This window comes from Qipengyuania sp. CAU 1752, assembly GCF_054482615.1.
The window spans coordinates 471,210-497,888 of the sequence record NZ_JBTLRE010000001.1 but is presented as its reverse complement, the minus strand read 5'-3'; the positions used below and the strand labels follow the sequence as shown (position 1 = coordinate 497,888).

The following is a 26,679-nucleotide window of genomic DNA, read 5'->3' as shown; positions in this document are numbered from 1 at the left end:
CACGTCCCGGAGCTCGCCTGATGACCGACGCCGATCTTGCCGCCGCCCTTGCCCATTTTGCAGGTCGAATCCTGTTGCAGGTACGCGAGAGCGGTCTCGTCGAAGGCAAGGCGCTTGGCCGGGCAGGTGACCAGACCGCCAATCAGTTCCTTGTCGACGCGCTAAGGCAGCAGCGGCCCGATGACGGGCTGCTGTCCGAGGAATTGAAGGATACCGAGGAACGCCTGGCCAAGGACCGGGTCTGGATCATCGACCCTGTGGATGGGACGCGCGAATACGGCGAGGCGCGCAGCGACTGGGCGGTGCATGTGGGACTGGCCATCGGCGGCGAAGCGAAAGTCGGCGCTGTAGCGCTGCCTGGGCTTGGTGAGGGCATTGTCCTGCGTTCAGACCAGCCGACCAGCCTGCCCGAGATGGCGCAAACGCCGCGCATGGTCGTCAGCCGTACGCGCCCCGCTGCCGAGGCGGTAGCGGTGGCCGAAATGATCGGCGCTGAACTGGTGCCATTGGGGTCCGCAGGTGCCAAGGCGATGGCGGTGGTTCGCGGCGAGGCAGAAATCTACCTGCACTCGGGCGGCCAGTACGAATGGGATAATTGCGCACCGGTGGCGGTGGCCGAGGCCCATGGCCTGCATTGTTCGCGCATCGACGGGTCGCCGCTGCGCTACAATCAGGCCGACACTTATCTTCCCGACCTGATGATCTGCCGGCAGGAATGGGTGGAGCGCGTTTTCACGGCCTTGTCCGAAATCTAGTTTGCAGACCCTGCTGCGACACTCGGTTCGGGCGTGGGCTCGGGCGACACCATGGCACCTTCAGCCACCTGAAGCCGGACCACAACCCGCCGATTGGCCGCCCGCCCGACCTCATTGGGAGAGCCATCGGGCAAGGCATTGGGCTTGATCGGGTTTTGCTCGCCAAAAGCGATGACGGTGATGCGGCCCTCGGCAACCCCGTTCTCCACCAGCCATTCGGCCACGGCCTCGGCTCGCTGGCGCGAAACGCGCAGATTGATCTCATCTCGACCGCCGGCATCGCTGTGGCCACCAAGGATGATGGGCACACCTTCACGCTGCTGACGCGACTGAATGAGTTTCTCGAGTGCGGCTACGGCCTTGTCGTCAAGCTCGGCACCGCCATCGGGGAAACCGATGGTAACGTTCAGCGATTCGAGCGGGATTTCGGCCGCCTCTTCGATTTCGGGTCGGATGATGGAAACGGGTTCGGTCGGGGTGGGCGTTGGCGTTGCACCGTCTTTCGGTTCCCCCGCCTGGTCAGACTGGCCACCGCACGCGGAAAGCAAGAGCAGAAAGGCAGGGGTCACTCGGCGAATCATCAAATCGTCTCCAAAAAGTCTCATGCTGGCTGCACATCCGGGCCGCGGGCGCCCGGCTTGCGGGCGGCGCTCTCTTCCGGCATTCGCGGCTGTGGCGGTACGAAGGATATGACGGTGTCGCCCGAGCGGGGCTCTGGACGGGCGGCATGGGTGAAGAAGCGCATGGTCCCGGTTTCGCGCAACAGCATCAGCAGGTGCGCGTCTTCGGGCAGGTCGCGCAAGGCATCTTCGAAAGTATATTCACTGGTCAGCCGGGTTCTGCGGAAGACCCAGCCCTGCTGCTGGCGTTCGTGCACGTCAGAAACCCCAAACCCGCTTTCGAACAGCGCTCGGCCACGCAGGCTCTCGGGCAAGGCGCGGTGGTCGTCGTCGGCTGATTCGCCGAGCTGGTAAACGCTGTCACGACCGATCTCGTGGGCGAATTCGTTGCAGACGAGCGCATTGTAAGCCTCGTTATCGGTCGCCGCGACCAGCACCTGGTAGGGCGACAGGTCGAGATTGTGCTCGGTCGCCTCGTTGAGGATTTCGCCATGATAATAGGGGATGCCCTCGCGCCTGGCCGGGGCGAGACGCTGCCAGCTCGGATCGACCACGATGACCGGGGTCTTGCGCGCTTGCATCTGCTTGGCCAGCGCGATCGTCCACGGTGTGCTGCCAACGATCAGCAGGCCAGGCCGGCTCTCGCCCTTGATCTTGAGCAAGCGGGCAACGAACTCGACCGAGAAACCATGCGCGACGATGGTCGCGACCACCACGGCGAAGCTTAGCCCAATCAGGACATTGCCATCGGCGTAGCCGAGATCGCTCAAGCGCAACGCGAACAGGCCCGAGATGGCCACCAGCACGATGCCGCGTGGGGCGATCCAGGCGACGAACAACCGCTCGTTCCAGGGCACCGAGCTACCGAGCATGCTGATCAGCACCGTGGCCGGTCTCACGAAGAACAACAGCACTGCGAGGAAGGCAGCGAACCGCCAATTGACGTATTGCAGATCCTCGACCTGCAGGCTCGATGCGAGGACGATGAAAATTCCCGAGACGAGCAGGATCGCGATGTTTTCCTTGAACGGGTGGATGCTGCGCAAGGATGAAACGTTCATGTTAGCAAGCGCGATGCCCATCACCGTAACCGCGACTAGGCCGGCTTCGTGCTCGATCTTGTTGCACAGGACGAACACGCCGATCACTGTGATGAACAGCACCGGCACCTTGAGATATTCGGGGATCGCGCCGCGCGGAAAAAGGTAGGCGACAGCCTTGGCTGCGGCATATCCGATTAGCCCGGCAAGACACGCTGCGATGATCAGTGGCGGAACGACTTCGAATAGCGAAGCACCAGGGCTCTCGGCCACCTTGCGGAAATACTCGTAAGCGATGACAGCGCACAGCGCACCGATCGGATCGTTGACTATGCCTTCCCACTTGAGGATCGAGGCCGGGCGTGGCTGTATATTGGATTGCCGCAGCATCGGGATCACGACGGTCGGACCTGTCACGATCAATATGCCGCCAAACAGGATGGCTACGGGCCAGACTAGCCCCGCAACATAGAAACCGGCCAAAGCGCCAAGAAACCAGCCGACCAGCACGCCGATCGTAGCCAGTCGCCAGACAGCTGATCCCGAATGGCGCAGTTCGCGCAGGTCGAGGCTGAGGCCGCCTTCAAACAGGATAAGTGCCACGCCGATACCGATCATCGGGTCAAGCAACGAGCCAAAGGTAGCTTCGGGGTCGAGCAGGCGCATTTCGAAGGCACCGAGTACCGGTCCGGCGATGAAACCGGCCAGCAGCATCAAAACGATTGCCGGCCAACCGGTCCGCCAGGCAACCCATTGCGCGCCAACACCGAGCACGCCGATCGTGGCGATCACTAGAGCCTGCGATTCCATGATAAGTGCTTACGCCCCCAAAGGTCTTATACGCAAACGAATGAACGAATTCCTGCTTGTATCCCGAACAGCTAGTGCCCTGCAAAGTCCATCAAGGCATCCACATTCACCCCGGCTGCACGCAAGCGGCCAGCACCGCCCAACTCAGGTAGATCGATAACGAACAGCGCTTGGCTGACATCGGCCCCGGCCCGGCGCAGCAAATCGGCAGCCGCCATCGCGGTCCCGCCGGTGGCAATCAGGTCATCGACCATGACAACCTTCTGGCCCTGCCCGACAGCCCCCGGATCGAGCTCCAGTTGGTCGGTTCCGTATTCTAGGTCGTAGTCGGCACTGATGGTTTCGACCGGCAATTTGCCCGGCTTGCGCACCGGGACGAAACCGATGCCCAGCTCGACCGCGACCCCGGTGCCGAAAATGAAACCGCGCGCCTCCATCCCGGCAATAGCCTGCGCGCCAGCCTGTTCGGCCTTGCGCGCCAGATGCTTGATCGTCACCGCAAGCCCGGGTCCATTGCTGAGCAAGGTAGTAATGTCGCGGAACTGGATACCGGGTGCCGGGAAGTCAGGCACGGTGCGTACCAGACCCTTGAGTTCTTCTGCGGTCATCGCGTGCTCCGTGGCCAAAACCAAAGCGCCCCTCGCATCACGGGGATGGAGGGGCGCCCTGAGAGAATTGAAAGAGGCAAGTTGCCGGCCGCCTACGCCCTTTTCGGCTTCACTGCCGACCAGATTTGCTGCTTGGCGAAATAGGCAAGGATGGTGGCGAAAAGGAGGAAGCCGAGCACTGCCCAGCCGGTCTGCTTGCGCTTGACCAGGGTCGGTTCGGCCGTCCAGGTCAGGAATGCCGCGACGTCCTGCGCCATCTGGTCGACGGTCGCTTCGGTCCCGTCGTCATACGTCACCTGGCCGGCATTGAGCTGCGGCGGCATGGCGATGTTGAGGTTGGGGAAGTACTTGTTGAAATAGAGACCCGTCGGCGTTTCGAAATTGGGGAACTCGGCCTTCAGCTCGGCCGGTGGCTGGCCGTAGCCTACCAGCAGCGAGTAGACATAGTTCGAACCGTCGTTGCGTGCCTTGGTCATCAGCGAGAGATCAGGCGGGATGGCGTTGTTGTTGGCAGCTGCCGCAGCCACGGCATTGGGATAAGGCGACGGGAAATAGTCAGTCGGAAGGCCGGGGCGAGTGGTCGCCTCGCCGGTGTTCGGATCGATGCCCGGAACGGTCTTGGACGCGGCGAATGCTTTCACCTGTGCTTCGGAATAGCCGAGTTGTTCGAGATTGCGGAAGGCCACGAACTTGAGCGAGTGGCAGGCAGCGCACACTTCGCTGTAGACCTTTAGCCCGCGCTGCAACTGGGCAATGTCCCAATTGCCCACTGGGCCGTCGAAGGAGAACCCGCCGGCGGGCGCTTTCGGCTTCTGGTAGAATTCGTGCGCGGCATCCTTGACCGGTGTCTCGGTTGCGGCGGTGTAGGCACCGTTGCCGAACGAGACCAGCACAACGAGGGCGAATACGAGCCCGGCGGCGATGGAAAACAGGCGGATCATAGTCTTGTCTTTCCTATTCGCTTCAGGTCGCGGGCGTCGTGTTTTCACCCAGCACGGCATCCTTGTCGGAGCCCAGCACCGCTTCGGTGATCGAATAAGGCAACGGCTCCGGCTTCTCGATCGAGGAGACGATCGGGATGATGACCAGGAAGTGGATGAAGTAGTAGGCGGTCGCGATCTGGCTGAGCATCACATAGGGCTCTTCGGCCGGTGCGCCACCGCATACGAACAGCACCGCCATGCACGGGATCAGGCCGAACCAGAAGAACTTGCGGAACAGCGGACGATAGTGACCGCTGCGAACAGGCGAGCGATCGAGCCAGGGCAGCAGGAACCACAGCAGGATCGAGCTGAACATGGCGAGCACGCCCCACAGCTTCGCCGACAGGACGAAGTCGAAGGTGAAGGCGCGCAGGATCGCGTAGAAGGGGTAGAAATACCATTCCGGCACGATGTGCGCCGGCGTCGCCAGCGGGTTGGCCTCGATATAGTTGTCGGCATGGCCCAGCAGGTTCGGCAGGAAGAACACAAACGCGGCGTAGAGGATCAGGAAAACGCCAAGGCCGAAGCCGTCCTTGGCAGTGTAATAGGGGTGGAACGGCACAGTGTCCGATTCCTGCTTCACCTCGACCCCGGTGGGGTTGGACGAACCAGGGATGTGCAGCGCCCAGATGTGCAGGATAACGACGCCGGCAATTACGAACGGCAACAGGAAGTGCAGGCTGAAGAAGCGGTTGAGCGCGGCATTGTCAGGCGCGAACCCGCCGACCAGCCAGATCTGCAGCGGCTCACCCACCAGCGGGATCGCCCCGAACAGGCCGGTGATGACCTTGGCACCCCAGAAGCTCATCTGGCCCCATGGCAGGACGTAACCCATGAAGGCAGTCGCCATGGTCAGCAGGAAGATGACCACGCCCAGCAGCCAGATCATCTCGCGCGGAGCCTTGTACGAGCTGTAGAAGAAGCCGCGGAAGATGTGGATGTAGAGCACGAGGAAGAAGAAGCTGGCGCCATTGGCGTGCATGTAGCGCATCATCCAGCCCCAGTTGACGTTGCGCATGATGTGCTCGGTCGTGGCAAAAGCGACTTCGGCATTGGCGGCATAATGCATTGCCAGCACGACGCCGGTAATGATCTGCAAAACCAGGCAGAAACCGGCCAATACGCCGAAATTCCACATGTAATTGAGGTTGCGCGGCACCGGATAGCCGGCGCCTACCGCGTTGTAGACCAGCCGCGGCAAAGGCAGCTTTTCATCGACCCACTTGGTGAAGTCGTTGGCGGGTTTGTATTCCTTGGCCCAGGGAAAGCTCATGATGCGGTCTCTTTCAATCCTTAGCCGACAGTAATGGTGGTATCGGACGTAAATTCGTAGTCCGGCACTTCGAGATTGGTCGGCGCAGGACCTTTGCGAATACGCCCTGCGGTATCGTAATGCGAACCGTGACAGGGGCAGAAATAACCGTCGAACTCGCCCTTGTTCTCACCCTCGACCGCGCCCAGCGGCACGCAACCAAGGTGCGTACATACGCCCATGGTGACGAGGATGTCGGCATGACCTTCCTTGGTCCGCTCGGCCAAAGTCTGCGGATCGCGCAGACTGGAGGCGTCGACCGCATTGGCCGCAGCGATTTCCTGCGGAGCCAGTCGCTTGACGAACAGCGGCTGCTTGCGGAACACGGCCTTGATCGACTGGCCGGGCTCGATTGCGGAAACATCCAGCTCGGTCGTGCTTTCGGCCAGCACGTCGGCCGAAGGCGCCATCTGGCTTATCAACGGGTAGACCACTGCCAGACCGCCAACGCCAGCGGCGCTCACGGCGGCGATATTGATAAAGTCCCGGCGGTCTACGCCATCTGCGGGAACCGTAGTGTCAGCCATCATTCCTGCCTTAACAATAGCCGCACGTTGCGCGCGACCCGTCCTGATACTCGTCTTCCAGACGTGCGGAGCCATAGCGTCAGTTCTGCTAGAAGCCGGCCCCGTCGTATAACCCGAGTGAGGGCCTACGCCTGTTTGGGCGCGCTCCTAGCCCGATTGCGGGATAATGCCAATGGTGTTTTGGGCAGGAATTGTGCAGTTCCATGCAACTCAGGCGGCGAGGCCGATGAGCGAGGCCTGTCGTCCGTAATTCGCCTCGCCGCGATGGGTTGCGCGGCGGTAGGAATAGAAGCGCGGCGGCGAACCGCTTTCATTGCCATAGGTGTCGAGGCCCAGTGGATCGATTACAGCGACACCCGCACGCCGAAGCCGCGATGCGACATAGCCTTCCAGATCAAACTGCCAGTGCCCCGCCCGGCCCTCTGCGAAAAAGCGAGCGTCATCCTGATCGAAATGCTCGCGGAACGGGGCATCGACCTCGTAGCTGGCCTGCCCGATGCAGGGTCCGATTGCCGCGGCGACACGATCGGCGCGCGCGCCGAGGCTCTCCATCGCCGCCAATGTCGCCTTGACCACCCCGCCCTGCGCTCCGCGCCAGCCAGCATGGGCAGCGGCGACGACCCTGGCCTCATGATCCACCAACAGGACAGGCGCGCAATCGGCGGTCACTATGCCGAGCAGCAGCCCCGGCACATCGGTCACCACCGCATCTGCTCGTGGCCGATCTTCATGCGCCCACGCCGCCTGCGCGATCACCACGTCGGGTGAGTGAACCTGATACGGCATCGCCAGCTCCGCCCCCGGCAGGATCGCGGCTACCGCGCGGCGGCGATTCTCTGCCACATTGGCCAGATCATCGCCGGCACCCATCCCGAACTGGAGACCTGCGACTTCTCCGCTGCTCACACCGCCCCCGCGCCCCAGAAAGGCATGAGGCGTCCCCTCAAGCGCAGGCGAGTGAATCAAATCCAGCGCATTGTTTGCGCCGTGCTCAACCAAGGCTGCGGGTGACCTGTTCGAAGGTGTCACGCGAAAGGTTGTCGGCCTGCGAGATTCGCTCCAGCTCGGCCCGCATCATCTTGGCGCGCTGCGGCTCGATCCGTCGCCACCGGCCCAATGCCGGCACGAAGCGGGCCGCGGTCTGCGGGTTGAGCGGGTCGAGCGCCAGGATCAGGTCCGCGAGCATTGTATAGCCTGCGCCATCGGCCTGATGGAAAGCGTGCGGATTACCCGCGAACCCCATGTAGAGCGAGCGCACGCGGTTGGGATTGCGCAGCGTAAAATCACTGTGCCGGGCCAAAGCCCTGACATGTTCAAGCGCATCCGGGTGGAGCGAGAGTGCCTGCAACAGGAACCACTTGTCGATCACCAGGTCATTGCCTTGGTAGCGATTGTAGAAATCGAGCAGGGCATTGGTCCGCTGTTCGCCTTCCAGCCCGGCGAGCACCATCAGAGCGCCCTGCCGATCGGTCATGTTGCCGGCCCGGTCGAATTGCGTCCGGGCACGCTCGGCGGTGGCCTGAGGGTCAGCCGCAGCAAGGAAGGTGAGCGCCATGGTTTTGACTTTGCGGGCGCCGCGCGCCGCACTGTCCATGCTGTAGGGAACCGCGCTGGCGCGATCATGCAATGCTTCGAACCGATCCTTGAACTGCTGGCCAAGGAAGGCCTTCAAAGCCTCGCGTTCGGTGTGAATGCGGGCCGGATCGGCCACCAGCATCTGTTCCATCAGATAGGTCTGGCTCGGCAGTGTCATCAACTCACCGCGCATTGAATCGTCGAGCGCGTCGTCGGCCAGGATCGCACCGAATGCCTCTGCGATCGCTTCCTGCCCAGCAGCGCGTTGGGTTTCATCCAGCCCGTCGCCAAGCGCCGTCACCAGGTGCGAGACTACCAGTTCCTGCATCGCTTCGTAGCGGGCGAAACTGTCATCGTCGCGCGCGGCGAGGAACACGAGGTCCTCGCGTGGCGTGTCGCGTTCGATCGCGACCGGCGCGGTGAAGCCGCGGTTGATCGATAGCACGGGAGGCTTGGCAAAGCCTTCAAAACTGATCGTCTTCTCGGCCGCATCAAGGATCGCGAGCTGCTCGCCCCCATGCTGGCCGGTGTCGCGATCGAACAGGGCGAAGCGAAACGGGATCGGAACCGGGCGCTTGGCCGGCTGGCCGGGCGTAGGCGGCACGACTTGGCGTAGCTTGAGAGTGGCGGTTTCGCCATCGTGGGTAAGCGCGATGTCGACCTTGGGCGTGCCGGCCTGCGAATACCACAGGCGGAACTGGGCCAGGTCTAGCCCGGCGCCGTCTTCCATGGCCTTGATGAAATCCTCGCAAGTCGCTGCCTCGCCGTCATGGCGCTCGAAATAGAGATCGCAGGCCTTGCGAAAGGCATCGGGTCCGGCCATGGTGCGCATCATCCGGATCACCTCGGCGCCCTTGTTATAAACGGTCGCGGTATAGAAATTGCTGATTTCACGGTAGGAATCGGGCCTGATCGGATGCGCCAGCGGCCCTGAATCCTCTGGGAACTGGGCCGAGCGCAGGATCCTTACATCCTCGATCCGCTTGACCGCTTCCCCCTGCATGTCCTGGCTGAAAAGCTGGTCGCGCAAGACCGTGAAGCCTTCCTTGAGGCTCAACTGGAACCAGTCGCGGCAGGTCACGCGATTGCCCGACCAGTTATGGAAATACTCGTGCGCGATCACGCCCTCAACCGCGTCGAAATCGGAGTCGGTGGCGGTATCCGGATCGGCCAGCACATACTTTGTATTGAAGACGTTGAGGCCCTTGTTCTCCATCGCCCCCATGTTGAAATCGCTCACCGCGACGATGTTGTAGAGGTCGAGGTCATACTCGCGGCCGAAGGTTTCCTCGTCCCAGCGCATCGACTTCTTCAGCGATTCCATCGCGTGGTCGGTGCGTGCCAGATCGCCTTCGCGGACCCAGACATTGAGTTCGACTTCCCGCCCGCCCATGGTCGTGAAGGTTGAGGAATTGGCGACCAGATTGCCTGCCACAAGCGCGAACAGATAGCTCGGCTTGGGCCATGGATCGTGCCATTCGGCAAAGTGCCGACCATTCCCCGTCTCGCCCTTGTCCACCTTGTTACCATTGCACAGCAGGACCGGGAATTGCCCTGCATCGCCTTCCATCCGCACCGAATAGGTCGACAGCACATCGGGCCGGTCGGGGAAGAAGGTTATCCGGCGAAACCCTTCCGCTTCGCACTGGGTGCAAAGCATCCCGTTGGAGGCGTAGAGCCCCATCAACTGGCTGTTGGCGGCAGGATCGAGTTCGGTAGCGATCTCGATCTCGTGGGCATCGCTCGTCAGCGGCAGGATCAGATCGTCGCCATCCATCGACCAGCTATTAACCGGCTCGCCATCGACCGTGATCGAAACCAGTTCCAGACCGTCGCCATTGAGGCGGATCGAATCGGAAGGCGGGGCCTTGCCATTACGGGCCACGGTCAGCTTGGAGACCACTCTTGTCGCGTCCAGCCCAAGGTCAAAGTGAAGCCGGACCTCCGGCACCAGCCAGGCAAAGGGCTGGTAATCCTCGCGCCGAATTACCGGCGGTTCGTGCGGCGTCGGGGCTGCGTCAGCCATTTCGGGATTGCGAACAACATCCATAATACAGGTAAACCTACTCTTTTTCTGCGGGCTTTCGTAGTCCCATCTAGGCGTTAGAACGATGCAATGAAGCAATTCTTGATCTTCGGCCTCGGCTACACGGCCAAACGGATTACCGCTGCGCTGGAACGAGACGGGTGGCAGGTCGTCGCCACCGGAAGCGCCGGGACGCTGGATTTTGACGATGACATGGCGGTCCGCGCTGCATTGGCAGGGGCGAGCCACGTGCTGTCGTCTGTTCCGCCGGACCGTCAATCAGGAGAAGACCCGGTGTTGACCGTCTATGGCGACGCGCTAGGCGATCGCTGGCTTGGCTATCTTTCGTCCACCGGAGTCTATGGCGATACCGAGGGTGCATGGGTCGACGAATCGACTCCGACAGGTGGTGGCCGACGCTCGGCCCGCACCGAATGCGACCGGCGGTGGCTGGAAAACGGTGCGCGGGTATTTCGCCTGCCCGGGATCTACGGACCGGGCCGCAGTGCGCTCGACCGGGTGCGAGAGGGCCGGGCGCGTCGGATCGACCTGCCGGAGCAGGTCTTCAGCCGCGTGCATGTCGACGATATCGTTGGCGGCGTAATGGCCGCCCTGGCAAGCGACGCGCCTGCGGGTGCGTATAACCTGTCCGACAATGTGCCTGCGAGCGGCAATGCGGTGATCGAGGAAGCCTGCCGCCTCCTCGGTGTTGATGCGCCTGAGTTACAAAGCCTCGAGGAGGCGAATTTGAGCGCCATGGCGCGTGGCTTCTATGCGGAGAACCGCCGGGTCGCCAATGGCAGGGCCAAGCGCGTACTGGGGTGGAACCTACTCTATCAAGACTACCGCGCAGGCCTCGCTGCCATCATGGCTCGGGCGTAGCACGGCGCGGCGGTGAAGGACGCCATCGCATCGCCACCAGCAACCCGCTGAGCGCGAGCACCGCGCCGGCAGCGGGCAGCAAGCTCCACACGAACCCTTCGAACATGGTCGAGAGCGTCATCGCCACCACCGGCACCAGCACGCTCGAATAGGCGGCCGTACCCGCCCCCACTTCGCGCACCAGCCGGTAGTAGAGCGGGAAGGTGCAGACCGACCCGAGCAAACCGAGATAGAGGATGCCCAGCGTATAGGCCGGGCGCGGATCATAGGTTGGCGGACCGAATTGCACGAAAGCGGCCAGCGTATTCATCAGCGTGCCCGCCAGCATCGCCCAGGCCAGAAGGGTCAGAAACGGCAGCTTCTTCGCGCCCTCCATCGCCTGCACGATATTGGCGCCTGATGCCGCCAAGATGCCGCCGGCTGTGAGGGCCACGCCGATCAACACTTCGGCAAGGCTCGCTGGCGAGGCGCGATATTCATGGACGAACAGCAACGCGATCCCGCCCGCAGCGATCATGGTCCCGACCACAAAAGCGCGACGGATCGGCTGGCCGAGCAGGAAGTGTCCGAAGATCGCATTGGGTACCATCAACAGCGCAAACATCACCGCGACCAATCCCGAGGTGATGTAGGCCTCCGCATTGTAGACAAAGGTGAAATTGAGCACGAACTGCAGCAGGCCGAGCAGTGCTACCCACTTCCACCCCGCGCGCGGCATGGCCAGCGGTTCACGCCGGATAGCGACGAGAATGAACATGCCTGCCGTCGCTACCATGAAGCGATAGCTGATCGACCATTGCGCGGGGACGGTGGCGATCTGGTCGCGGATCACCAGCCAAGTGCCGCCCCAAATCAGGCTGACCAGCAGGAAGGAGGCCAGATTGCGCGGCTCGAACAGGCTCGCGCCGCCGGAAGATTGCCCGCTCACCGCGGCATCACAAGTTTGCAATCGTGCGACCGAGCGTACGGGCTGCGTCCTGGTCGCTGTCCCACGAAGCGACGAAGCGCGCAGCATCGGCGCCCCAGTCGTAAAACTCGTACCCCAGCTGGCGCAGCGTCTCGCGCTCGGCAGGCGTCAGCCGCATGAACACTTCGTTGGCTTCAACCGGGTGCATTAGCCGGTCGCTAGCCTCGCCAACGATGGCCTGCGCCGCGGCATTGGCAGCGCGGGCGTTCTCGAGCCACAGATCGCCGTCGAGCATGGCCAGCAATTGCGCCGCCAAGAAGCGCCCCTTGCTCTGCAGGTGCCCGGCCCGTTTGCGACGATAGCGGACGACATCGGCCAGTTCAGGCGCAAAGAAAACGATCGCCTCGGCGTTCATCGCGCCGTTCTTGACGCAGCCGAAACTCAGCGCCTGCGCCGGGCCAACCGCGCTGGCAGGCGTGCAATCAAGGAACGCCACCGCGTTTGCGAAGCGTGCGCCATCGACATGCAGGCCGAGGTTTCTCTCGTTCGCCAGCGCGGCGATTGCGGTGATTTCGTCGGGACGATATGCGTGGCCGTATTCGCTGGCCTGGGTGATGGATATCGCGTGCGGCTGGACCTGGTGGACATCGTCGCGGATCGGATCGATCACTTCGCTGATCGCGGCCGGGTCCAGCTTGGCACCCTTGCCTTCTGCCAGCATCAGCTTGGCGCCGTGGAGGTAAAATCCCGGCGCGCCGGCCTCGTCCATTTCGATATGCGCTTCGCGGTGGCACACTACGCCGCCATGTGGCGGGACCATGCTGGCAAGCGCAAGGCAATTGGCGGCGGTTCCGGTGGCCACCCACAGCACAGCGACCTCGCGCCCGAACAGCGCGCCGAACGCTTCGTCGAGTTGCTGCGACAAGACGTCGCCATCATAAGGGGTGTCGCCAGAATCGGCGGCGCGCATCGCTTCCCATACCCTGGGATGCACGCTGGCAGCATTGTCGGACAGAAAGCGCATGGAACGCCCCTAACGCTCCCGGCGTTGGTTGCAAGAAGGAGCTTTGAAGCATGAGCGTTACCAAGCAGGAAGTTTCGATCACTCACCACGTCCAGGGCCAAGGTGGAGTCTACATCGCCCATATCGATGGCAGCGATTACCAGGGCAAGCTGGAATGGGAGCCACGCGGCGGTGCCGACGACGTGCGGGTTGCGACCCACACCATCGTGCCCGAGCCGATCGCCGGTCGCGGCATTGCTGCTCTTCTGGTCGAGCGATTGATAGAGGATGCCCGTGAAAAAGGCTTCAAGATCGTGCCGCGCTGCTCCTATGTGGCGAAGAAATTCGACGAAAACCCGGACTGGAGCGAATTCAAGGCCTAGCGATTGAGCCGTGAGAAATCCGTCTGGGCAATGCTTGCCAGCACGGCCCGGCGCAAGTCGCGCGCCCGGGCTAGGGGCAGGCCTTCCATCTTGTAGGTGCCGCCCGCCAGCCCCAGGTGCAGGTCGGCATATCCCAGCAAGCGGGCGAGCGGCCCCCGCCGGATCTCGGCCGATTGCAATTTCACCCGGTTGGCGACCAGCGTCGACGGGACCAGCCAGCCTTCGCGGCGATAGATCTGCTCCGCATCGACCGCATTGCGGGAAAAGCGCCAGAGGTAGAACTGTCGGACCACGAGAAACGCACCCGCCGCCAGCGGAAGGGAGACGAGATAGCTGCGCCCTCCGAACACATCGCTGTCGCTGGAAGTCAGAACCATTAGCGCCAAGGCCACCAGCGCCAGCCCTATGCCGGCTCCGATCATGCTGATCGTACGGTGACTTGCACTGCGCCGTTGCCAATCCAACCCCTCGGATGCGGGAGAAAAGCCGGCGGCGCGAATGATCGGCGCGATTTCCTCCTCTTGCGCAAAGGGAGCCACGACATGGCTGGCCGATCCGGAATCCTGTGCGAGGCTGACAAAGCTGAGCCTGTGCCAACCGAAGCGGCGGCGGACCAGTCCGGTCGCGGTCTTTACTGCCTGGACACGATGGGCAGGCATGACCACGTCGGTCCGCGTCAGCAGCCCGCGCCGGCGGCGGAAACCGTTGGCCGTCTTTTCGAGGCGGAATTCCCAATCGCGCAGGATCGTCCGGATGAGACCGGTGGCAAGGCCAACCACCGCCAGCAGCACCAGACCGGCCACCGCGCTGATAACCTGCGCCGCCATGCCCAGCCCCACGAACCAGCCACTCGGCATGCTCAGCCAGTCGCTCCAAAGGTCAGGATCCCATAATTCAATCCCCAATGCGGTATCGGCATACTGGGCCATGCCGCCGAGCACCGCGAAAATCGCCAGCGAGAACTCGAACAGGCCAAAGGTGACCAGCCGCCGCGGCGCCATCGTGAAAAGCGTTTCCGGCTGCGCGGTTACTGGCTCGGCCCGCGCGCCCTCGCCTTCGACCTGGTCGCTGGCTGATACTGTCGTGTCCGATGCATCGTCACGCCGTTCGCGGACCAGTTCGCGCAGCGCCTCGCCGCGTTCTTCGGAGAGATAGGTCAGCGACAATTCGTCTTTGCCACCAGCGCCGGTTTCAAACTTGACCGCAACCAACCCGAGCAGGCGCGGCAGAAATTTCTGCTCCAGGCTGACGTCCTGGATTCGTTCATAGGGGACCGAGCGTGCCGTTCGCGACAGGATCCCGCTATCGACCCTGATGTCGCTGGAGCCGACGGTGTATGTAAACCGTTGCCAGCCCAGCCAAGCCGAGAGCAGGATCAACGATAGCGCCACCAAAGCCAGCAAGGCGACAAAGATCATTTCCGACGGCAAGCCGTCGTCGAACATGCCATAGCTGACAAAGCCGAGAGGGATGAGCAACTGCGGGACCACCGCCACCGCCTTCACCACGAAGGTGAGCGGGTCGGTGCGCTGCGGTGCCCCTTCGGCCGCAGCGTTCAAATCCCTGATATCCGGGTCCACGATCGCCGCCACGTCTGTCATAGCGTCTCGCGCTTGATATGGGCGCGAATTTCCTCGCGAATGGCAAGCGCCCGATCATGCGCCAGGCCCGGCAGCTTGACCGATGCATTGTGTGTACCAGCCGTGTGCAGGGTGATCGTGGCGAGGCCGAAATAGCGTTCGAGCGGACCGCGATCGACATCGATATGCTGCACTCGCCCGAATGGCACAATCGTGTCCGACCGGAACCAGATACCGCGCACCACCCGCAACCTATTATGGTCCATCGAATAGCCGCGCGCACTGAAGCGCCGGTGCGGCATTCGCCAGACCAGCAGGATGGCAAGCACGATTACGGGCAGAACGATAACGCCGGGGGGTACGGGCAGGATTACGTTGGCAATGAAGGCCCCAATGGAAACGACCAGCGCTGAAATCCCGGCTTCCAGCCGCATGTGCTTGCGATGGTTTGGATGCAGCCGCGTAAGAGTGCCGTCCTCGTCTGCGAAGGTTTCAGGGGGGCCGCCCACCTCCTGCGCGGAATGCGGAGCAGTAGCAGGCGCGCTAGCGGGCGCATTCGTCGGCTGTGTGGGGGTCCCGTCATCCATGGTGTATGAATGACCTAAGACAGTAGCGATTTCAAGCCGGGAGGTGGTGCTGCTGGAGAGAATTGAACTCTCGGCCTCACCCTTACCAAGGGTGCGCTCTACCACTGAGCTACAGCAGCGTTCCGTAACGAGGCGCGGCCTATTGTCGCGCGGGGCGGTATTGTCAAGCCAAGCTTGCGGCCCAATTGCCTTTGCCGGCCAATCTCGGCAATGCAACCGACATGAGTCAGGACAAGGATAGCAATGTCTCTCGCGAAGACCGCTTGGCGGCCAAATTGCGCGAGAATCTGCGTCGCCGCAAGGTACAGGCGCGCGAATTGGACGGCAATGCGGGCGAATCGGGCGAAAGCGGGGTTTCCAAGCCCGTTGGGCGCGGCTAACGCCGTGTGCCCTGCAAGGACACGGGAGCAAGCATGCCCAAACTGATCCTCGTTCGCCATGGCCAGAGCCAGTGGAATCTCGAAAACCGCTTTACCGGTTGGTGGGATGTCGATTTGACCGACAAGGGCGTGGCCGAGGCCAAGGCTGCCGGCCATTTGCTCAAGGACAAGGGCGTCCTGCCGACCATCGCTTTCACCAGTTTCCAGACCCGCGCCATCAAGACGCTACACCTGGCGCTCGAGGAGGCTGGGCGGCTGTGGATCCCGGAGATCAAGGACTGGCGCCTTAACGAGCGCCACTACGGTGGGCTGACCGGGCTCGACAAGCAACAAACGCGCGACAAACATGGCGATGAACAGGTCCATATCTGGCGCCGCAGTTTTGACGTGCCGCCGCCCGACATGGAACCGGGGAGCGAGTTCGATCCGGGGGCTGACCCGCGCTACGAAGGCATCGACGTTCCATATAGCGAGAGCCTCAAGCTCACTATCGAGCGCGTGCTGCCCTATTGGCAGAGCGATATCCTGCCCGTGATCGAACGCGGCGAAACGGTGATTATTTCCGCTCATGGCAACAGCCTGCGGGCGCTGGTCAAGCACCTCTCGAACATTTCTGACGATGATATTACCGGCCTTGAAATTCCGACCGGCCAGCCGATTATCTATGAATTCGATGCCGCGATGCAGCCCGGCGAACGTTATTATCTCAAGGACGGCCCGCAATGAGTGCAGCGCCAAAGGTCGCGATTATCATGGGCAGCCAGTCGGACTGGCCGACAATGCGCTGCGCCGCCGAGGTGCTGGACGAGCTCGAGGTTACGCATGAAGCGCGCATCGTTTCGGCACACCGCACCCCCGACCGAATGGCACTATTCGCCAAGGCAGCCGAGGCGGATGGCTTCAAGGTTATCATCGCTGGCGCGGGCGGGGCGGCACATCTGCCCGGCATGGTCGCCGCGATGACGCATCTTCCAGTGCTCGGCGTCCCGGTCCAGTCGAAGGCGCTGTCGGGAATGGATAGCCTGCTATCGATCGTTCAGATGCCTGCCGGGGTGCCGACTGGCACGCTCGCCATTGGCGAGGCCGGCGCGACCAATGCCGGTCTGCTTGCCGCCGCCATCCTCGCCACCAGCGACGATGCGCTTGCCGACCGGCTCAAGGCCTGGCGGGCGGCGCGCAGCGACGCGGTCGCGGAAACACCCGAATAAGATGATCGAACCGGGCGGCACGATCGGGATCCTGGGTGGCGGCCAGCTTGGCCGGATGCTTGCCATGGCGGCGGCGCAGATGGGCTATCGCTGCATCGCCTATACTCCCGAAAGCGACCACGTGGTCGGCGATCTTTGCCATGACGTATTCGTCAACAAATGGGGTGATGCCCAGGCGATGGCCGCATTTGCGAAGAAATGCGACGTGGTGACGTGGGAATTCGAAAACGTCCCGGTCGATCCGCTGCGTCCTATCGAAGATCGATTGGCGCCGCATCCTAGGGCGCTGGAAACCGCGCAAGACCGGCTCAACGAAAAGCGTTTCATCGAGCGTCTCGGCGGCCGACCGGCCCCCTTTGTCACCGTTGATTCACGCGAAGACCTGCGCAAGGCTGTGGAGCGGCTGGGTACACCGGGCATCCTCAAGACTCGCCGCGACGGGTATGATGGCAAGGGCCAGTGGCGCATCAATGTCGCGCGCGATGTCGAAGGTATCGCCGTGCCCAATTCAGCGTGTGTCTACGAAGGTTTCGTAACTTTCGAGGCCGAGTTCTCGGTCATCCTCGCCCGCGCTTCCTCGGGCGCGAAAGTGTTCTGGGACAGCCCGGCCAATGTTCATCGTGACGGCATTCTGGCGACCTCCAGCCTGCCGGCCGGCAAGGCAATCGAAGCGCAGATCGAAGAAGCGCGCGCGCTGGCGGCACAAGTTTCCGATGCCCTCGGCTATGTCGGCGTCCTGACGCTGGAATTCTTCGCCACCAGGAATGGCCCGGTGTTCAACGAAATGGCCCCGCGGGTGCACAACTCGGGACACTGGACGATTGAAGGCGCAACCACCAGCCAGTTCGAGAACCACATCCGAGCCATTTGCGGGCTGCCTTTGGGCGATACGCGCACGATCTCGCCCGGCGTCGAAATGACCAATATCGTCGGCAAGGAGGCGCACAAGGCCGCCAAGCTGCTCGACCAGCCGGACATGCATCTGCATCTCTATGGCAAGGCCAAGGCCCGTGCCGGGCGCAAGATGGGCCACGCGACCCGCCTGATCTGGGACTAGCGCGATAGCAAAGTCGCTTGCCCCCTTCATGATCTATGCCCGCGCTGCCAATGGCACGATTGGCAAGAAGGGAGCGATTCCGTGGCACCTGCCGGCCGATCTCAGGCATTTCAAGGCGCTGACCATGGGCCATGCCATGATCATGGGTCGCAAGACCTTCGAGAGCTTTCCCGCCCCGCTGCCCGGCCGCCGCCATATCGTGCTGACGCGCGAGGCGGATTGGCAAGCCGAAGGCGCTGAAGTCGTCCACACGCCCGCTGACGCGCTTGCCAAGGCTGGCAGCGACCCGGTCGCGATCATCGGCGGCGCGGAAATCTACGCCCTGTTCGAGGACCAGGCCGCGCGGATCGAGCTGACGCAGATCCATGCTGATTACGCAGGGGACACCTTCATGGACGCTCCGGGCGAGGGCTGGATCGAGGTGGCACGGCAAGACCATCCGGCGGAAGACCCGCTTCCCGCCTATTCCTTCATCACCTATGAGCGCTGCTGATGCGCTGGCTCGATCATCGAAATCCCGTTCCCGAACCCTTGCGCGGGGCGGTCATCGCGCTGGGCAATTTCGACGGATTCCATCGCGGCCACCAGGCCGTGGCTGGCGAGGCGATCGAGTGGGCGCATAGCGAGGGCAGGCCCAGCATCATTGCCACTTTCGATCCGCACCCGGTGCGGTTCTTTCGGCCCGACACGCCGCCGTTTCGGCTAACCACGCTCGAACAGCGGCAGGAGCTCTATCTTGCCGCCGGGGCCACCGCGATGCTGGTGTTCCATTTCGACGGCGACCTCGCCGGCACCAGCGCCGAGGATTTCATCACCGACATCCTGATCGAACGCTTCGGTGCGCACGGCGTGGTGACGGGCGAGGACTTCACCTTCGGCAAGGGCGCGGCAGGCAATGTCGCGCTGCTCGAGGGATTCGGAGCCGAGCAGGGCCTCGCCTGCCAGACCGTCGCCCCGGTTGGCGATGGCGACGTGATTTCCTCCAGCCGCATTCGCACCGCCCTGCGCGAAGGCGACCCGCAACTGGCAGCCCGGCTGCTGACCCGCCCCTTCGCCATTCGCGGCGTGGTTGAACATGGCGACAAGCGCGGGCGCGAGATCGGCTATCCCACCGCCAACATCCATATCGAGAGCTATCTGCGCCCGCGCTATGGCATCTATGCCGTGACCGGACGCATCCTGACGACGGGCGAGGAGTTGAAAGGCGCCGCCAATATCGGCATCCGCCCGCAATTCGAACCCCCCAAGGAACTGCTCGAGCCTTACTTCTTCGACTTTTCGGGCGATCTTTACGGCCAGGAAATCGAGGTCGCATTCCATCATTTCCTGCGCGGCGAGGCGAAATTCGACGGTCTCGACGCGCTGGTCGAGCAGATGGAGAAGGATTGCGAGGAAGCGCGGCGATTGCTCGGATGATGCGCGCAGCCGTCAACGGGCTTTATCGCGCCGCACAATTCGCCTAACGGCCAGCCACTATGTCCGATCCCAACACCACCAAGCGCGATTACCGGGATACTGTCTTCCTGCCGAAGACTGATTTTCCCATGAAGGCCGGCCTCCCGCAGAAGGAGCCGGGCATCCTGGCCAAGTGGGAATCTGAAGGCCTCTACCAGCAATTGCGCGAGGAGCGCGCGGGCCGCGAGAAGTTCATCTTCCACGACGGCCCGCCCTACGCCAATGGCGAGATCCATATCGGCCATGCGCTCAACAAGGTGCTGAAGGACATGGTCGTGCGCAGCCAGACGCTGCTGGGCAAGGACGCGCCTTACGTTCCGGGCTGGGACTGCCACGGCCTTCCGATCGAGTGGAAGGTCGAGGAGCAGTACCGCAAGAAGAAGAAAAACAAGGACGAGGTGCCTGCGGCCGAGTTTCGCGCCGAGTGTCGCGCCTATGCCCAGAAATGGGTCGATGTGCAGCGCGAGCAGTTCAAGCGGCTCGGCATCACCGGCGATTGGGACAATCCCTACCTGACGATGGATTTCCAGGCCGAGGCGACCATTGTTGCCGAGCTGATGAAATTCGCCGAGGCCGGCAATCTCTATCGCGGCGCCAAGCCGGTGATGTGGTCCCCGGTCGAAAAGACCGCACTGGCCGAAGCCGAAGTCGAATATGAGGACATCACCTCGACCCAGATCGACGTGGCTTTCGAGATCACGGAAAGCCCAATCCCCGAGCTGGTTGGCGCGCATGCGGTGATCTGGACGACTACGCCGTGGACGATCCCGGTGAACCAGGCTTTGGCTTATGGGCCCTCCGTTTCTTACGATCTTGTCCATGCGAGCGATGGCAAAAAATACCTAGTCGCGCATGAGCTTCGGGATGAGTTTCTAAACCGCACGGGACTGACGATAGTTGATGCTCCTGATCAGGGTGGCATCGCATCTACCAGTGACGTGGTGGACTGGGCGGATCGCCATATGGTCATAGGATCAGACCTCGACGGGACCGTCGCCCGCCACCCGATGCACCATCTCGGCGGGTTCTATGCGGAGCCCCGTCCCTTCCTGCCGGGTGATTTCGTCACCACGGACAGCGGCACCGGCCTCGTCCATATGTCGCCCGACCATGGCGAGGACGATTTCGACCTGTGCAAGACCGTCGGTCTCGGCCCTGTCTTCGCGGTCGACGATGGCGGGCTGTACCGCGACGACTGGCCATGGTTGGGCGGCTCGGATGAACGCCGCCGCGCGGTCATCAATGCCAATTTCAACGCCCCCGACGGGCCGATCTGTTCGGACCTGCGCGAAGCCGGAGCGCTGCTGAGCGCAAGCGCCGATTACGCGCATAGCTACCCGCATTCGTGGCGCTCGAAAGCCAAGGTCATCTATCGCTGCACCCCGCAATGGTTCGTACCGATGGACAAGGAACTGGACGGCGGCGGTACGCTTCGCAGCCGCGCCATGGGCGAGATCGACCGGGTCGAATTCTTCCCTGCCAAGGGCCGTAACCGGATCGGATCGATGGTCGAAGGCCGCCCCGACTGGGTGCTTTCGCGCCAGCGCGCCTGGGGCGTGCCGATCACGCTGTTCGTCCGTCCCGACGGCACCTATCTTCAAGACCCCGAGGTCAATGCTCGCGTCGTCGCCGCCGTGCGCGAACAGGGCGTCGACGCCTGGACCGAGGATCGCAAGGCCGAATACCTCGGCTCCGAGCACGATCCCGACGATTTCGAGATGGTCACCGACATCCTCGATGTCTGGTTCGATTCTGGCTGCTCCCATGCCTTCGTGCTCGAAGGCGATCGCTGGCCCGACCAGCGCTGGCCCGCAAATCTCTATCTCGAAGGCAGCGACCAGCATCGTGGCTGGTTCCAGTCCTCCTTGCTCGAAAGCTGCGCCACCCGCGGCCGCGCGTCCTACGACCAGGTGCTGACCCACGGCTTCACCATGGATGCCAAGGGCAAGAAGATGTCCAAGTCACTCGGCAACACCGTCGATCCGTTGAAGGTGATGGAGCAATATGGCGCCGACATCATCCGGCTGTGGGCGCTGAGCGTCGACTTCACCGAGGATCACCGCATCGGCGATGAGATCCTCAAAGGTGTCGCCGACCAGTATCGCCGCCTGCGCAACACATTCCGCTACCTGCTCGGCGCACTCGACGGCTTCGTCGGAGACATGGGCGATAGCGGCGAGGTTCCCGAGCTCGAACGCTATGTCCTTGCCCTGCTGGCGGAACTAGACGGCAAGCTGCGCGCGGCGATCGAGGCTTACGATTTTAATAGCTACACCCGCCTGCTGGTCGATTTCTGCAACGAGGACCTGTCGGCGTTCTTCTTCGATATCCGCAAGGACAGCCTCTATTGCGATGGGCAGGATTCGACCAAGCGTAATGCCTATCGCACCGTGCTCGACCTGCTGTTTCATGCATTGGTGCGTTATGCCGCGCCGGTGCTGGTGTTCACCGCCGAAGAAGTGTGGACGACGCGCTATCCCGATGGCGGCAGCGTCCATCTGCTCGACTGGCCCCCCGTCCCCGGCGTGACCGCCGATGGGGCCAAGTGGGACAAGCTGCGCGCCTTGCGCGAGCGGGTCAACGAGGCGATCGAGCCGCTGCGGCGCGAAAAAACCATCCGATCGAGCAACGAGGCCGACGTGGTCGTGCCCGAAGCCGATGTGCCCGAAGGCTTCAGCGATGAAGACCTGGCCGAATTGTTCATCACCGCGTCAGTCACCCGCGGGCAAGGCGACGCGGTGACCGTCACCCGCTCGACCGAGGCCAAATGCGGCCGTTGCTGGCGCCTGCTTCCCGATGTCGCGGAAGACGGCGACCTGTGCGATCGTTGTGAGGATGTGGTTGAAGGGATGGACGCATAATGGACCGGGTCTGGAAAAATCGCCTGCTCGGCCTCGCCCTCGCGGCGCTGATCTGCGCCGTCGATCAATGGGTCAAATGGATCGTCCGTGTGCAGCTCGAGCTCAACCAGCCGCCTGGCGTATACGAGTTGCTGCCGTTCTTCGACCTGCGTTGGACCCGCAATTTCGGTATCTCGCTCGGCATGTTCGAGGCGACCAGCCCGGAAATGCGCTGGGGCCTGGTGGCCGGCACCGCGCTGATCGCGGTGGTGGTGCTGGTGTGGATGCTGCGCGAGCGGGCCCAGGGCGATATCTTCGGCCTGGCGCTGATCCTTGGTGGTGCGCTCGGCAATATCTATGACCGCTATGAATGGGGCTATGTCATCGACTATGCCGACCTGCATTTCGGCGCATTTCGTCCCTTCCTCATCTTCAACATCGCCGATGCCGCCATTACCATCGGCGTGCTGATAATCCTTGCCCGATCGTTCTTCCTGTCCGAAAAGACGCCAGCGAAGAGCGAGCCAGAACCGTCGGAACCGACGCCGACAGAGAGTTGATGCCCATGAACAAGTTTTCCAGCCTGATCCTGCTCGCTACCGGCGGCGCGATGCTGTCCGCCTGTGGCGGCGGTGGTTTCCTCAACCGCGACCGGCCCGATGAATTCGCCGTGCAGCGGCAGGCGCCGCTGGTGGTACCGCCCGATTTCAACCTCGAACCGCCGACCCCCGGCGCGCCGCGTCCGTCTGAAGGAACCGCGGCAGAACAGGCGCTCGACGTGTTGTTCGGTGGCCCCGCCCCGCGCTCGGCGGTCGAAAGCTCGGCTCTGAGCCGCGCAGGTGAAGCCGAGCCAGGCATTCGCTCCAAGGTCGGCGATCCCGGCACCAACACGGTCGCCAAGGGCCGCGTCACCCGCGACATCATCGCCGCACCTGAAGGCGACGGACAGGCCGCGCAGGCTGTTATCCCTGGTTGATATCGAGGTTGGTCGTGCGCCGTCCGGTGCGCGACCCCTTCGTCAATCCTTGGTGATTTCGCTTACCAGCAGCTTGTCGATCTTGCGTCCGTCCATGTCGAGGACCTCGAAGCGATAGCCCTGGTCGGTGAAGACTTCGCCCTCGGCCGGCAGCTTTTTGAGCACCGCCAGCGCATAACCCGCAACAGTTGCGAATTCGCGGTCGTCGCCATAGTCGAGGCCGAGCCGGTCAGCGAGTGTATCGGCCGACAGCGCACCTGACACCAGCAGCGATCCGTCCTCGCGCTCAAGAACCTCGGGCCGTTCGCCCTGGTCCTGGTCGCTGGCGAAATCGCCGACCATTGCAGTCAGCAGGTCGACCGGGGTGACGATGCCATCGAGATGGCCATACTCATCATGCACCATCGCCATCGCGATCTCGGCCTGTTGCAGCACGCGCAGGGCATCCATTGCATCGAGTTGGTCTGGGATGACCTCGGCCCGCTTCATCAGGGCAGAGAGATCGACCGGGCGTCCAGCGACCTGCTGGGCCAGCACTTCGCGTATCCTCACCACGCCCAGGATCTTGTCGGGCGAGCCATCCGCCACTGGCAGCAACGAATGTGGGCTTTCGGCAATCGCGAGCGAAATCGCTTCCTGGTCGGCAGCGACATCGATCCAGTCGAGTTCGGTCCGCGGGGTCATCATGTCCCGCACCGGCCGCTTGACCAGCCGCACCACGCCGGTGAGGATTGCACTCTGCTCCTCCTCCAGCACGCCGGTCTTGGTCGCCTCTGTGAACATCATGTGCAGTTCTTCGGCCGTGACCGATCCCTGTCCACCGGGGCGGATGCCGAACAAACGGACGATAGCGCCGGACGAGGTATCGAGTATCCACACCACCGGGGCGGCGATTCGCGCGATCCAGCGCATAGGCTTGGCCATCAACAACGCGATCGGCACTGCAGCGCGCAGCGCCAGCTGCTTGGGAACCAGTTCGCCGATGACTAGGCTGAAATATGTTGTCAGCGCGATCACCACGACGAAACCGGCCTGCGCTGCGGTCGCAGTGTCGAGATCGAACCAGACTTCCAGCCGCTCTCCAACCGGACCGCCGAGACTCGATCCCGAATACGCGCCGGCAATGATCCCGACCAGCGTGATCCCGATCTGCACGGTCGACAGGAACTTGCCCGGATGCGCCGCCAGGTCGAGCGCGGTCTGTGCCGCGCTGCTGCCCTTGTCAGCCTTGGACCGCAGGCGCGCCGGCTTGGCCGAGACGATCGCCAGCTCGGACATCGCGAAAACCCCGTTGAGCAGGATCAGCGCGGAAATGATGAAAAGGTCGGGCCAGGGAAAGGGTGTCACAGTCCCGTCGCGCTAGCACAAATAACAGGGCATGCCAGCCTCATGCTACATTCACCTGCACAATCGGAACTTAGCGCGGTTCTGACGGTTGAACATATATCGGGCACCTTTGCGGTGTCGGCGATCCTGCGCGGACGACCCGCGTATATGGAAGAGGGACTTCAACAATGAAAACATCCAAGAAAATCCTGTCGTCCGTGGCTATCGTATCGCTGCTGGGCGCCTCGGCCTGTGTCACCGATCCGAACACCGGCGAGAAGAAGGTGTCACGCACGGCAGTAGGCGCAGCGCTGGGCGGCACGCTTGGCTACCTGCTCGGCGGTGCCATCGGCGGCGATGCAGCACGGATCATCGGTGCCGGCATCGGCGGTACCGCCGGTGCGGTTCTGGGCGATCATTTCGACGACCAGATCAAGGAACTCGACGAGCAGACCGCGGGTAGCGGCGTCGAAGTCGAGGAAGTGGGCGACCAGGATGCAATTCTCGTCCGTCTGCCCGACGGCGTGACCTTTGCGACCGGCTCGGCCAGCATCAACTCGGGCTTCTATGTGACGCTCGACCGGGTGGCAGAGAGCCTCAAGAAATATCCCAACAGCTTGGTGGACGTCTATGGTTTCACAGACACCACCGGCTCGGCCGATTTCAACATGCGCCTGTCCCAGCAGCGTGCGCAGGCCGTGGCCGATTATCTCGCCGCGCGCGGGGTTGCCCGGTCGCGGATGGCCACGCAGGGCTTTGGCGAGCAGTATGAATATCTGCGCGTCAAAACCGGCGACGGCATCAACGAGCCGCTCAACCGCCGCGTTGAAATCAAGATCATTCCTGTCAGCCAGGACGATGTCCGCAAGGCGAAGAGCAACTAAGCCAAGCCAACAAGGCTTGCGATACCAAGCGAAGGGTCGGCAGCAATGCCGGCCCTTTTGCTTTGCGGAGGGCTAGGTGTTGATCTCGGGACGCTTGCTGGCAGCAATCAGCATCGCGCGATCGTGCAGATGCGCCACCGCATCGGCATGGATGGCAGGGGCCGTTACCAGCAATCCAAAGCTGCGCGGATCGCGCTTGTTGTAATCCAGCGGCTGGCCAAAGGCATCACTAATGGCTGCCCCCGCCTCGCGCGCGATCAGTGTCGCGGCGCCGATATCCCATTCGAATCCCCATCGCAGCGTGGCGACGATATCGGCGTCACCGGCTGCGACCATCGCAACCCGCAGGGCGATGGAGTTGGGCTTGTCGACCATTTCGAGCACCCGGTCTTCCTGCATCAACTGGTCGGCCGGGACACGGGCACCGGCAAAATCGGCACGCCGCGAAGCCTTGATGGTGGTGCCATTGCGCTGGGCGCCCTTGCCCGCCACCGCGACCCACTCCTCGCCGCGCGCAGGTGCCGACAACATCCCGATCAGCGGCCGGCCTTCGCTGATCAGTGCCACAGAGACCGCCCAGCCGCTGCGGCCGCGGATGAAATCGCGTGTCCCGTCGACCGGATCGACCAGCCATATCAACCGGTTGGCGAGCCGACCGGGCGCATCGACAGTCTCTTCCGACAGCCATCCGGCGGAAGGCAGGAGCGCGGCCAGTTCGCGCTTGAGAAAGCTGTCGACGGCTAGGTCGGCCTCGCACACCGGATCGCCCGGCCGCTTCTCCCAGCTTTCCAAGGCATGGCCAGCACCGGGCCAGTGGGCGTGGGCGATAGCGCCCGCTTCGCGGACGATGGCCTGGAGGCGTGTGTGATCGATCATGTTGACTGCCAAGCAATGCTATCGGCGCAGCCACTTTTCAAGCGCGCCGATCCATGCTTAGGCGCGGCGAAAGAATTCT

Annotated in this window: 27 protein-coding genes and 1 tRNA gene; 13 read left to right on the top strand and 15 right to left on the bottom strand. The window is 62.8% G+C overall.

Annotation, left to right across the window (positions count from 1 at the left end; all coding sequences use genetic code 11):
• Positions 1–20: 20 nt before the first annotated feature.
• Positions 21–755 (top strand): 3'(2'),5'-bisphosphate nucleotidase CysQ, encoded by a 735-nt coding sequence (locus ACXYL9_RS02385; protein ID WP_459037990.1) that lies wholly within the window; start codon positions 21–23, stop codon positions 753–755.
• On the opposite strand, the gene ACXYL9_RS02380 is transcribed toward ACXYL9_RS02385, so the two are convergent.
• The 8 genes from ACXYL9_RS02380 to pepN all read right to left on the bottom strand — a co-directional run bounded on the left by ACXYL9_RS02380 (position 752) and on the right by pepN (position 10,280).
• Positions 752–1,360: an OmpA family protein gene (locus tag ACXYL9_RS02380; RefSeq protein WP_459037989.1), complete on the bottom strand. Its 609-nt coding sequence runs from the start codon at positions 1,358–1,360 to the stop codon at positions 752–754. The two genes, ACXYL9_RS02385 and ACXYL9_RS02380, sit on opposite strands and share 4 nt — an antisense overlap.
• On the bottom strand, positions 1,357–3,225 hold the full coding sequence (locus tag ACXYL9_RS02375) for a cation:proton antiporter (protein ID WP_459037988.1): 1,869 nt from the start codon (positions 3,223–3,225) through the stop codon (positions 1,357–1,359). Before ACXYL9_RS02375 ends, ACXYL9_RS02380 begins: the two co-directional genes overlap by 4 nt.
• A gap of 71 nt (positions 3,226–3,296) precedes the next feature.
• Positions 3,297–3,833, bottom strand: coding sequence for an adenine phosphoribosyltransferase (locus ACXYL9_RS02370; RefSeq protein ID WP_459037987.1), 537 nt, complete (start codon positions 3,831–3,833; stop codon positions 3,297–3,299).
• 92 nt (positions 3,834–3,925) lie between these two features.
• Positions 3,926–4,774, bottom strand: coding sequence for a cytochrome c1 (locus ACXYL9_RS02365; RefSeq protein WP_459037986.1), 849 nt, complete (start codon positions 4,772–4,774; stop codon positions 3,926–3,928).
• A 22-nt stretch (positions 4,775–4,796) separates the two neighbouring features.
• The gene (locus ACXYL9_RS02360; RefSeq protein ID WP_459037985.1) at positions 4,797–6,089 is read right to left on the bottom strand and encodes a cytochrome b; all 1,293 of its coding nucleotides are present in this window, start codon (positions 6,087–6,089) and stop codon (positions 4,797–4,799) included.
• A 20-nt stretch (positions 6,090–6,109) separates the two neighbouring features.
• Positions 6,110–6,655, bottom strand: coding sequence for a ubiquinol-cytochrome c reductase iron-sulfur subunit (petA, locus tag ACXYL9_RS02355; RefSeq protein ID WP_459037984.1), 546 nt, complete (start codon positions 6,653–6,655; stop codon positions 6,110–6,112).
• Positions 6,656–6,865: 210 nt separating this feature from the next.
• Entirely contained in the window at positions 6,866–7,654 is a 789-nt protein-coding gene (gene pgeF / locus ACXYL9_RS02350; protein ID WP_459037983.1) for a peptidoglycan editing factor PgeF, read from the bottom strand.
• Positions 7,647–10,280 carry an aminopeptidase N gene (pepN, locus tag ACXYL9_RS02345; RefSeq protein WP_459037982.1) on the bottom strand — a complete coding sequence of 878 codons (2,634 nt, stop codon included), beginning with the start codon at positions 10,278–10,280 and terminating at the stop codon, positions 7,647–7,649. The genes pgeF and pepN overlap by 8 nt, the downstream gene beginning before the upstream one ends.
• 66 nt (positions 10,281–10,346) lie before the next feature.
• Between pepN and ACXYL9_RS02340 the strand changes: the two genes are divergently transcribed.
• Positions 10,347–11,138, top strand: coding sequence for a Rossmann-fold NAD(P)-binding domain-containing protein (locus ACXYL9_RS02340; RefSeq protein ID WP_459037981.1), 792 nt, complete (start codon positions 10,347–10,349; stop codon positions 11,136–11,138).
• Here the strand turns inward: ACXYL9_RS02340 and ACXYL9_RS02335 are convergent.
• Both ACXYL9_RS02335 and ACXYL9_RS02330 read right to left on the bottom strand, forming a co-directional pair.
• Positions 11,122–12,066 carry a DMT family transporter gene (locus ACXYL9_RS02335; RefSeq protein ID WP_459037980.1) on the bottom strand — a complete coding sequence of 315 codons (945 nt, stop codon included), beginning with the start codon at positions 12,064–12,066 and terminating at the stop codon, positions 11,122–11,124. The genes ACXYL9_RS02340 and ACXYL9_RS02335 overlap by 17 nt on opposite strands.
• A 7-nt stretch (positions 12,067–12,073) precedes the next feature.
• Positions 12,074–13,069 carry a threonine aldolase family protein gene (locus tag ACXYL9_RS02330; protein WP_459037979.1) on the bottom strand — a complete coding sequence of 332 codons (996 nt, stop codon included), beginning with the start codon at positions 13,067–13,069 and terminating at the stop codon, positions 12,074–12,076.
• A 50-nt stretch (positions 13,070–13,119) separates the two neighbouring features.
• Here ACXYL9_RS02330 and ACXYL9_RS02325 point away from each other — a divergent pair, with 50 nt between their 5' ends.
• Entirely contained in the window at positions 13,120–13,431 is a 312-nt protein-coding gene (locus ACXYL9_RS02325) for a GNAT family N-acetyltransferase (protein ID WP_459037978.1), read from the top strand.
• On the opposite strand, the gene ACXYL9_RS02320 is transcribed toward ACXYL9_RS02325, so the two are convergent.
• The 3 genes from ACXYL9_RS02320 to ACXYL9_RS02310 all read right to left on the bottom strand — a co-directional run bounded on the left by ACXYL9_RS02320 (position 13,428) and on the right by ACXYL9_RS02310 (position 15,717).
• Positions 13,428–15,032: a PH domain-containing protein gene (locus tag ACXYL9_RS02320; RefSeq protein ID WP_459037977.1), complete on the bottom strand. Its 1,605-nt coding sequence runs from the start codon at positions 15,030–15,032 to the stop codon at positions 13,428–13,430. The two genes, ACXYL9_RS02325 and ACXYL9_RS02320, sit on opposite strands and share 4 nt — an antisense overlap.
• Positions 15,029–15,598: a PH domain-containing protein gene (locus tag ACXYL9_RS02315; protein ID WP_459037976.1), complete on the bottom strand. Its 570-nt coding sequence runs from the start codon at positions 15,596–15,598 to the stop codon at positions 15,029–15,031. Before ACXYL9_RS02315 ends, ACXYL9_RS02320 begins: the two co-directional genes overlap by 4 nt.
• Before the next feature lie 44 nt (positions 15,599–15,642).
• Positions 15,643–15,717, bottom strand: a tRNA-Thr gene (locus tag ACXYL9_RS02310).
• A 102-nt stretch (positions 15,718–15,819) separates the two neighbouring features.
• On the opposite strand from ACXYL9_RS02310, the gene ACXYL9_RS02305 reads away from it, so the two are divergent.
• From ACXYL9_RS02305 to ACXYL9_RS02265, 9 genes are read left to right on the top strand one after another with little or no spacing between them, the layout of a single operon-like run.
• On the top strand, positions 15,820–15,978 hold the full coding sequence (locus ACXYL9_RS02305) for a hypothetical protein (RefSeq protein WP_459037975.1): 159 nt from the start codon (positions 15,820–15,822) through the stop codon (positions 15,976–15,978).
• 33 nt (positions 15,979–16,011) lie between these two features.
• Entirely contained in the window at positions 16,012–16,704 is a 693-nt protein-coding gene (gpmA, locus tag ACXYL9_RS02300) for a 2,3-diphosphoglycerate-dependent phosphoglycerate mutase (protein ID WP_459037974.1), read from the top strand.
• Positions 16,701–17,186, top strand: coding sequence for a 5-(carboxyamino)imidazole ribonucleotide mutase (gene purE / locus ACXYL9_RS02295; protein WP_459037973.1), 486 nt, complete (start codon positions 16,701–16,703; stop codon positions 17,184–17,186). The genes gpmA and purE overlap by 4 nt, the downstream gene beginning before the upstream one ends.
• Before the next feature lies 1 nt (position 17,187).
• Positions 17,188–18,243 carry a 5-(carboxyamino)imidazole ribonucleotide synthase gene (locus ACXYL9_RS02290; protein WP_459037972.1) on the top strand — a complete coding sequence of 352 codons (1,056 nt, stop codon included), beginning with the start codon at positions 17,188–17,190 and terminating at the stop codon, positions 18,241–18,243.
• Between the two features lie 28 nt (positions 18,244–18,271).
• Positions 18,272–18,736, top strand: coding sequence for a dihydrofolate reductase (locus ACXYL9_RS02285; RefSeq protein ID WP_459037971.1), 465 nt, complete (start codon positions 18,272–18,274; stop codon positions 18,734–18,736).
• Complete coding sequence (locus ACXYL9_RS02280; protein WP_459037970.1) at positions 18,736–19,659, top strand: bifunctional riboflavin kinase/FAD synthetase; 924 nt, start codon at positions 18,736–18,738, stop codon at positions 19,657–19,659. Before ACXYL9_RS02285 ends, ACXYL9_RS02280 begins: the two co-directional genes overlap by 1 nt.
• 59 nt (positions 19,660–19,718) lie before the next feature.
• A complete protein-coding gene (gene ileS, locus ACXYL9_RS02275; protein ID WP_459037969.1) occupies positions 19,719–22,559 on the top strand; it encodes an isoleucine--tRNA ligase in 2,841 nt (946 codons plus the stop codon).
• Positions 22,559–23,098 (top strand): signal peptidase II, encoded by a 540-nt coding sequence (gene lspA / locus ACXYL9_RS02270; protein WP_459037968.1) that lies wholly within the window; start codon positions 22,559–22,561, stop codon positions 23,096–23,098. Before ileS ends, lspA begins: the two co-directional genes overlap by 1 nt.
• 5 nt (positions 23,099–23,103) lie before the next feature.
• Positions 23,104–23,514, top strand: coding sequence for a DUF3035 domain-containing protein (locus ACXYL9_RS02265; protein ID WP_459037967.1), 411 nt, complete (start codon positions 23,104–23,106; stop codon positions 23,512–23,514).
• 42 nt (positions 23,515–23,556) lie between these two features.
• Here ACXYL9_RS02265 and ACXYL9_RS02260 read toward each other — a convergent pair whose 3' ends face one another.
• The gene (locus ACXYL9_RS02260; RefSeq protein ID WP_459037966.1) at positions 23,557–24,861 is read right to left on the bottom strand and encodes a hemolysin family protein; all 1,305 of its coding nucleotides are present in this window, start codon (positions 24,859–24,861) and stop codon (positions 23,557–23,559) included.
• Positions 24,862–25,028: 167 nt separating this feature from the next.
• Here ACXYL9_RS02260 and ACXYL9_RS02255 point away from each other — a divergent pair, with 167 nt between their 5' ends.
• Positions 25,029–25,724, top strand: a complete 696-nt coding sequence (locus ACXYL9_RS02255) for an OmpA family protein (RefSeq protein ID WP_459037965.1) — start codon at positions 25,029–25,031, stop codon at positions 25,722–25,724.
• A 72-nt stretch (positions 25,725–25,796) separates the two neighbouring features.
• Here the strand turns inward: ACXYL9_RS02255 and ACXYL9_RS02250 are convergent, their stop codons facing one another.
• On the bottom strand, positions 25,797–26,600 hold the full coding sequence (locus ACXYL9_RS02250; protein ID WP_459037964.1) for a 3'(2'),5'-bisphosphate nucleotidase CysQ: 804 nt from the start codon (positions 26,598–26,600) through the stop codon (positions 25,797–25,799).
• Positions 26,601–26,679: the final 79 nt, after the last annotated feature.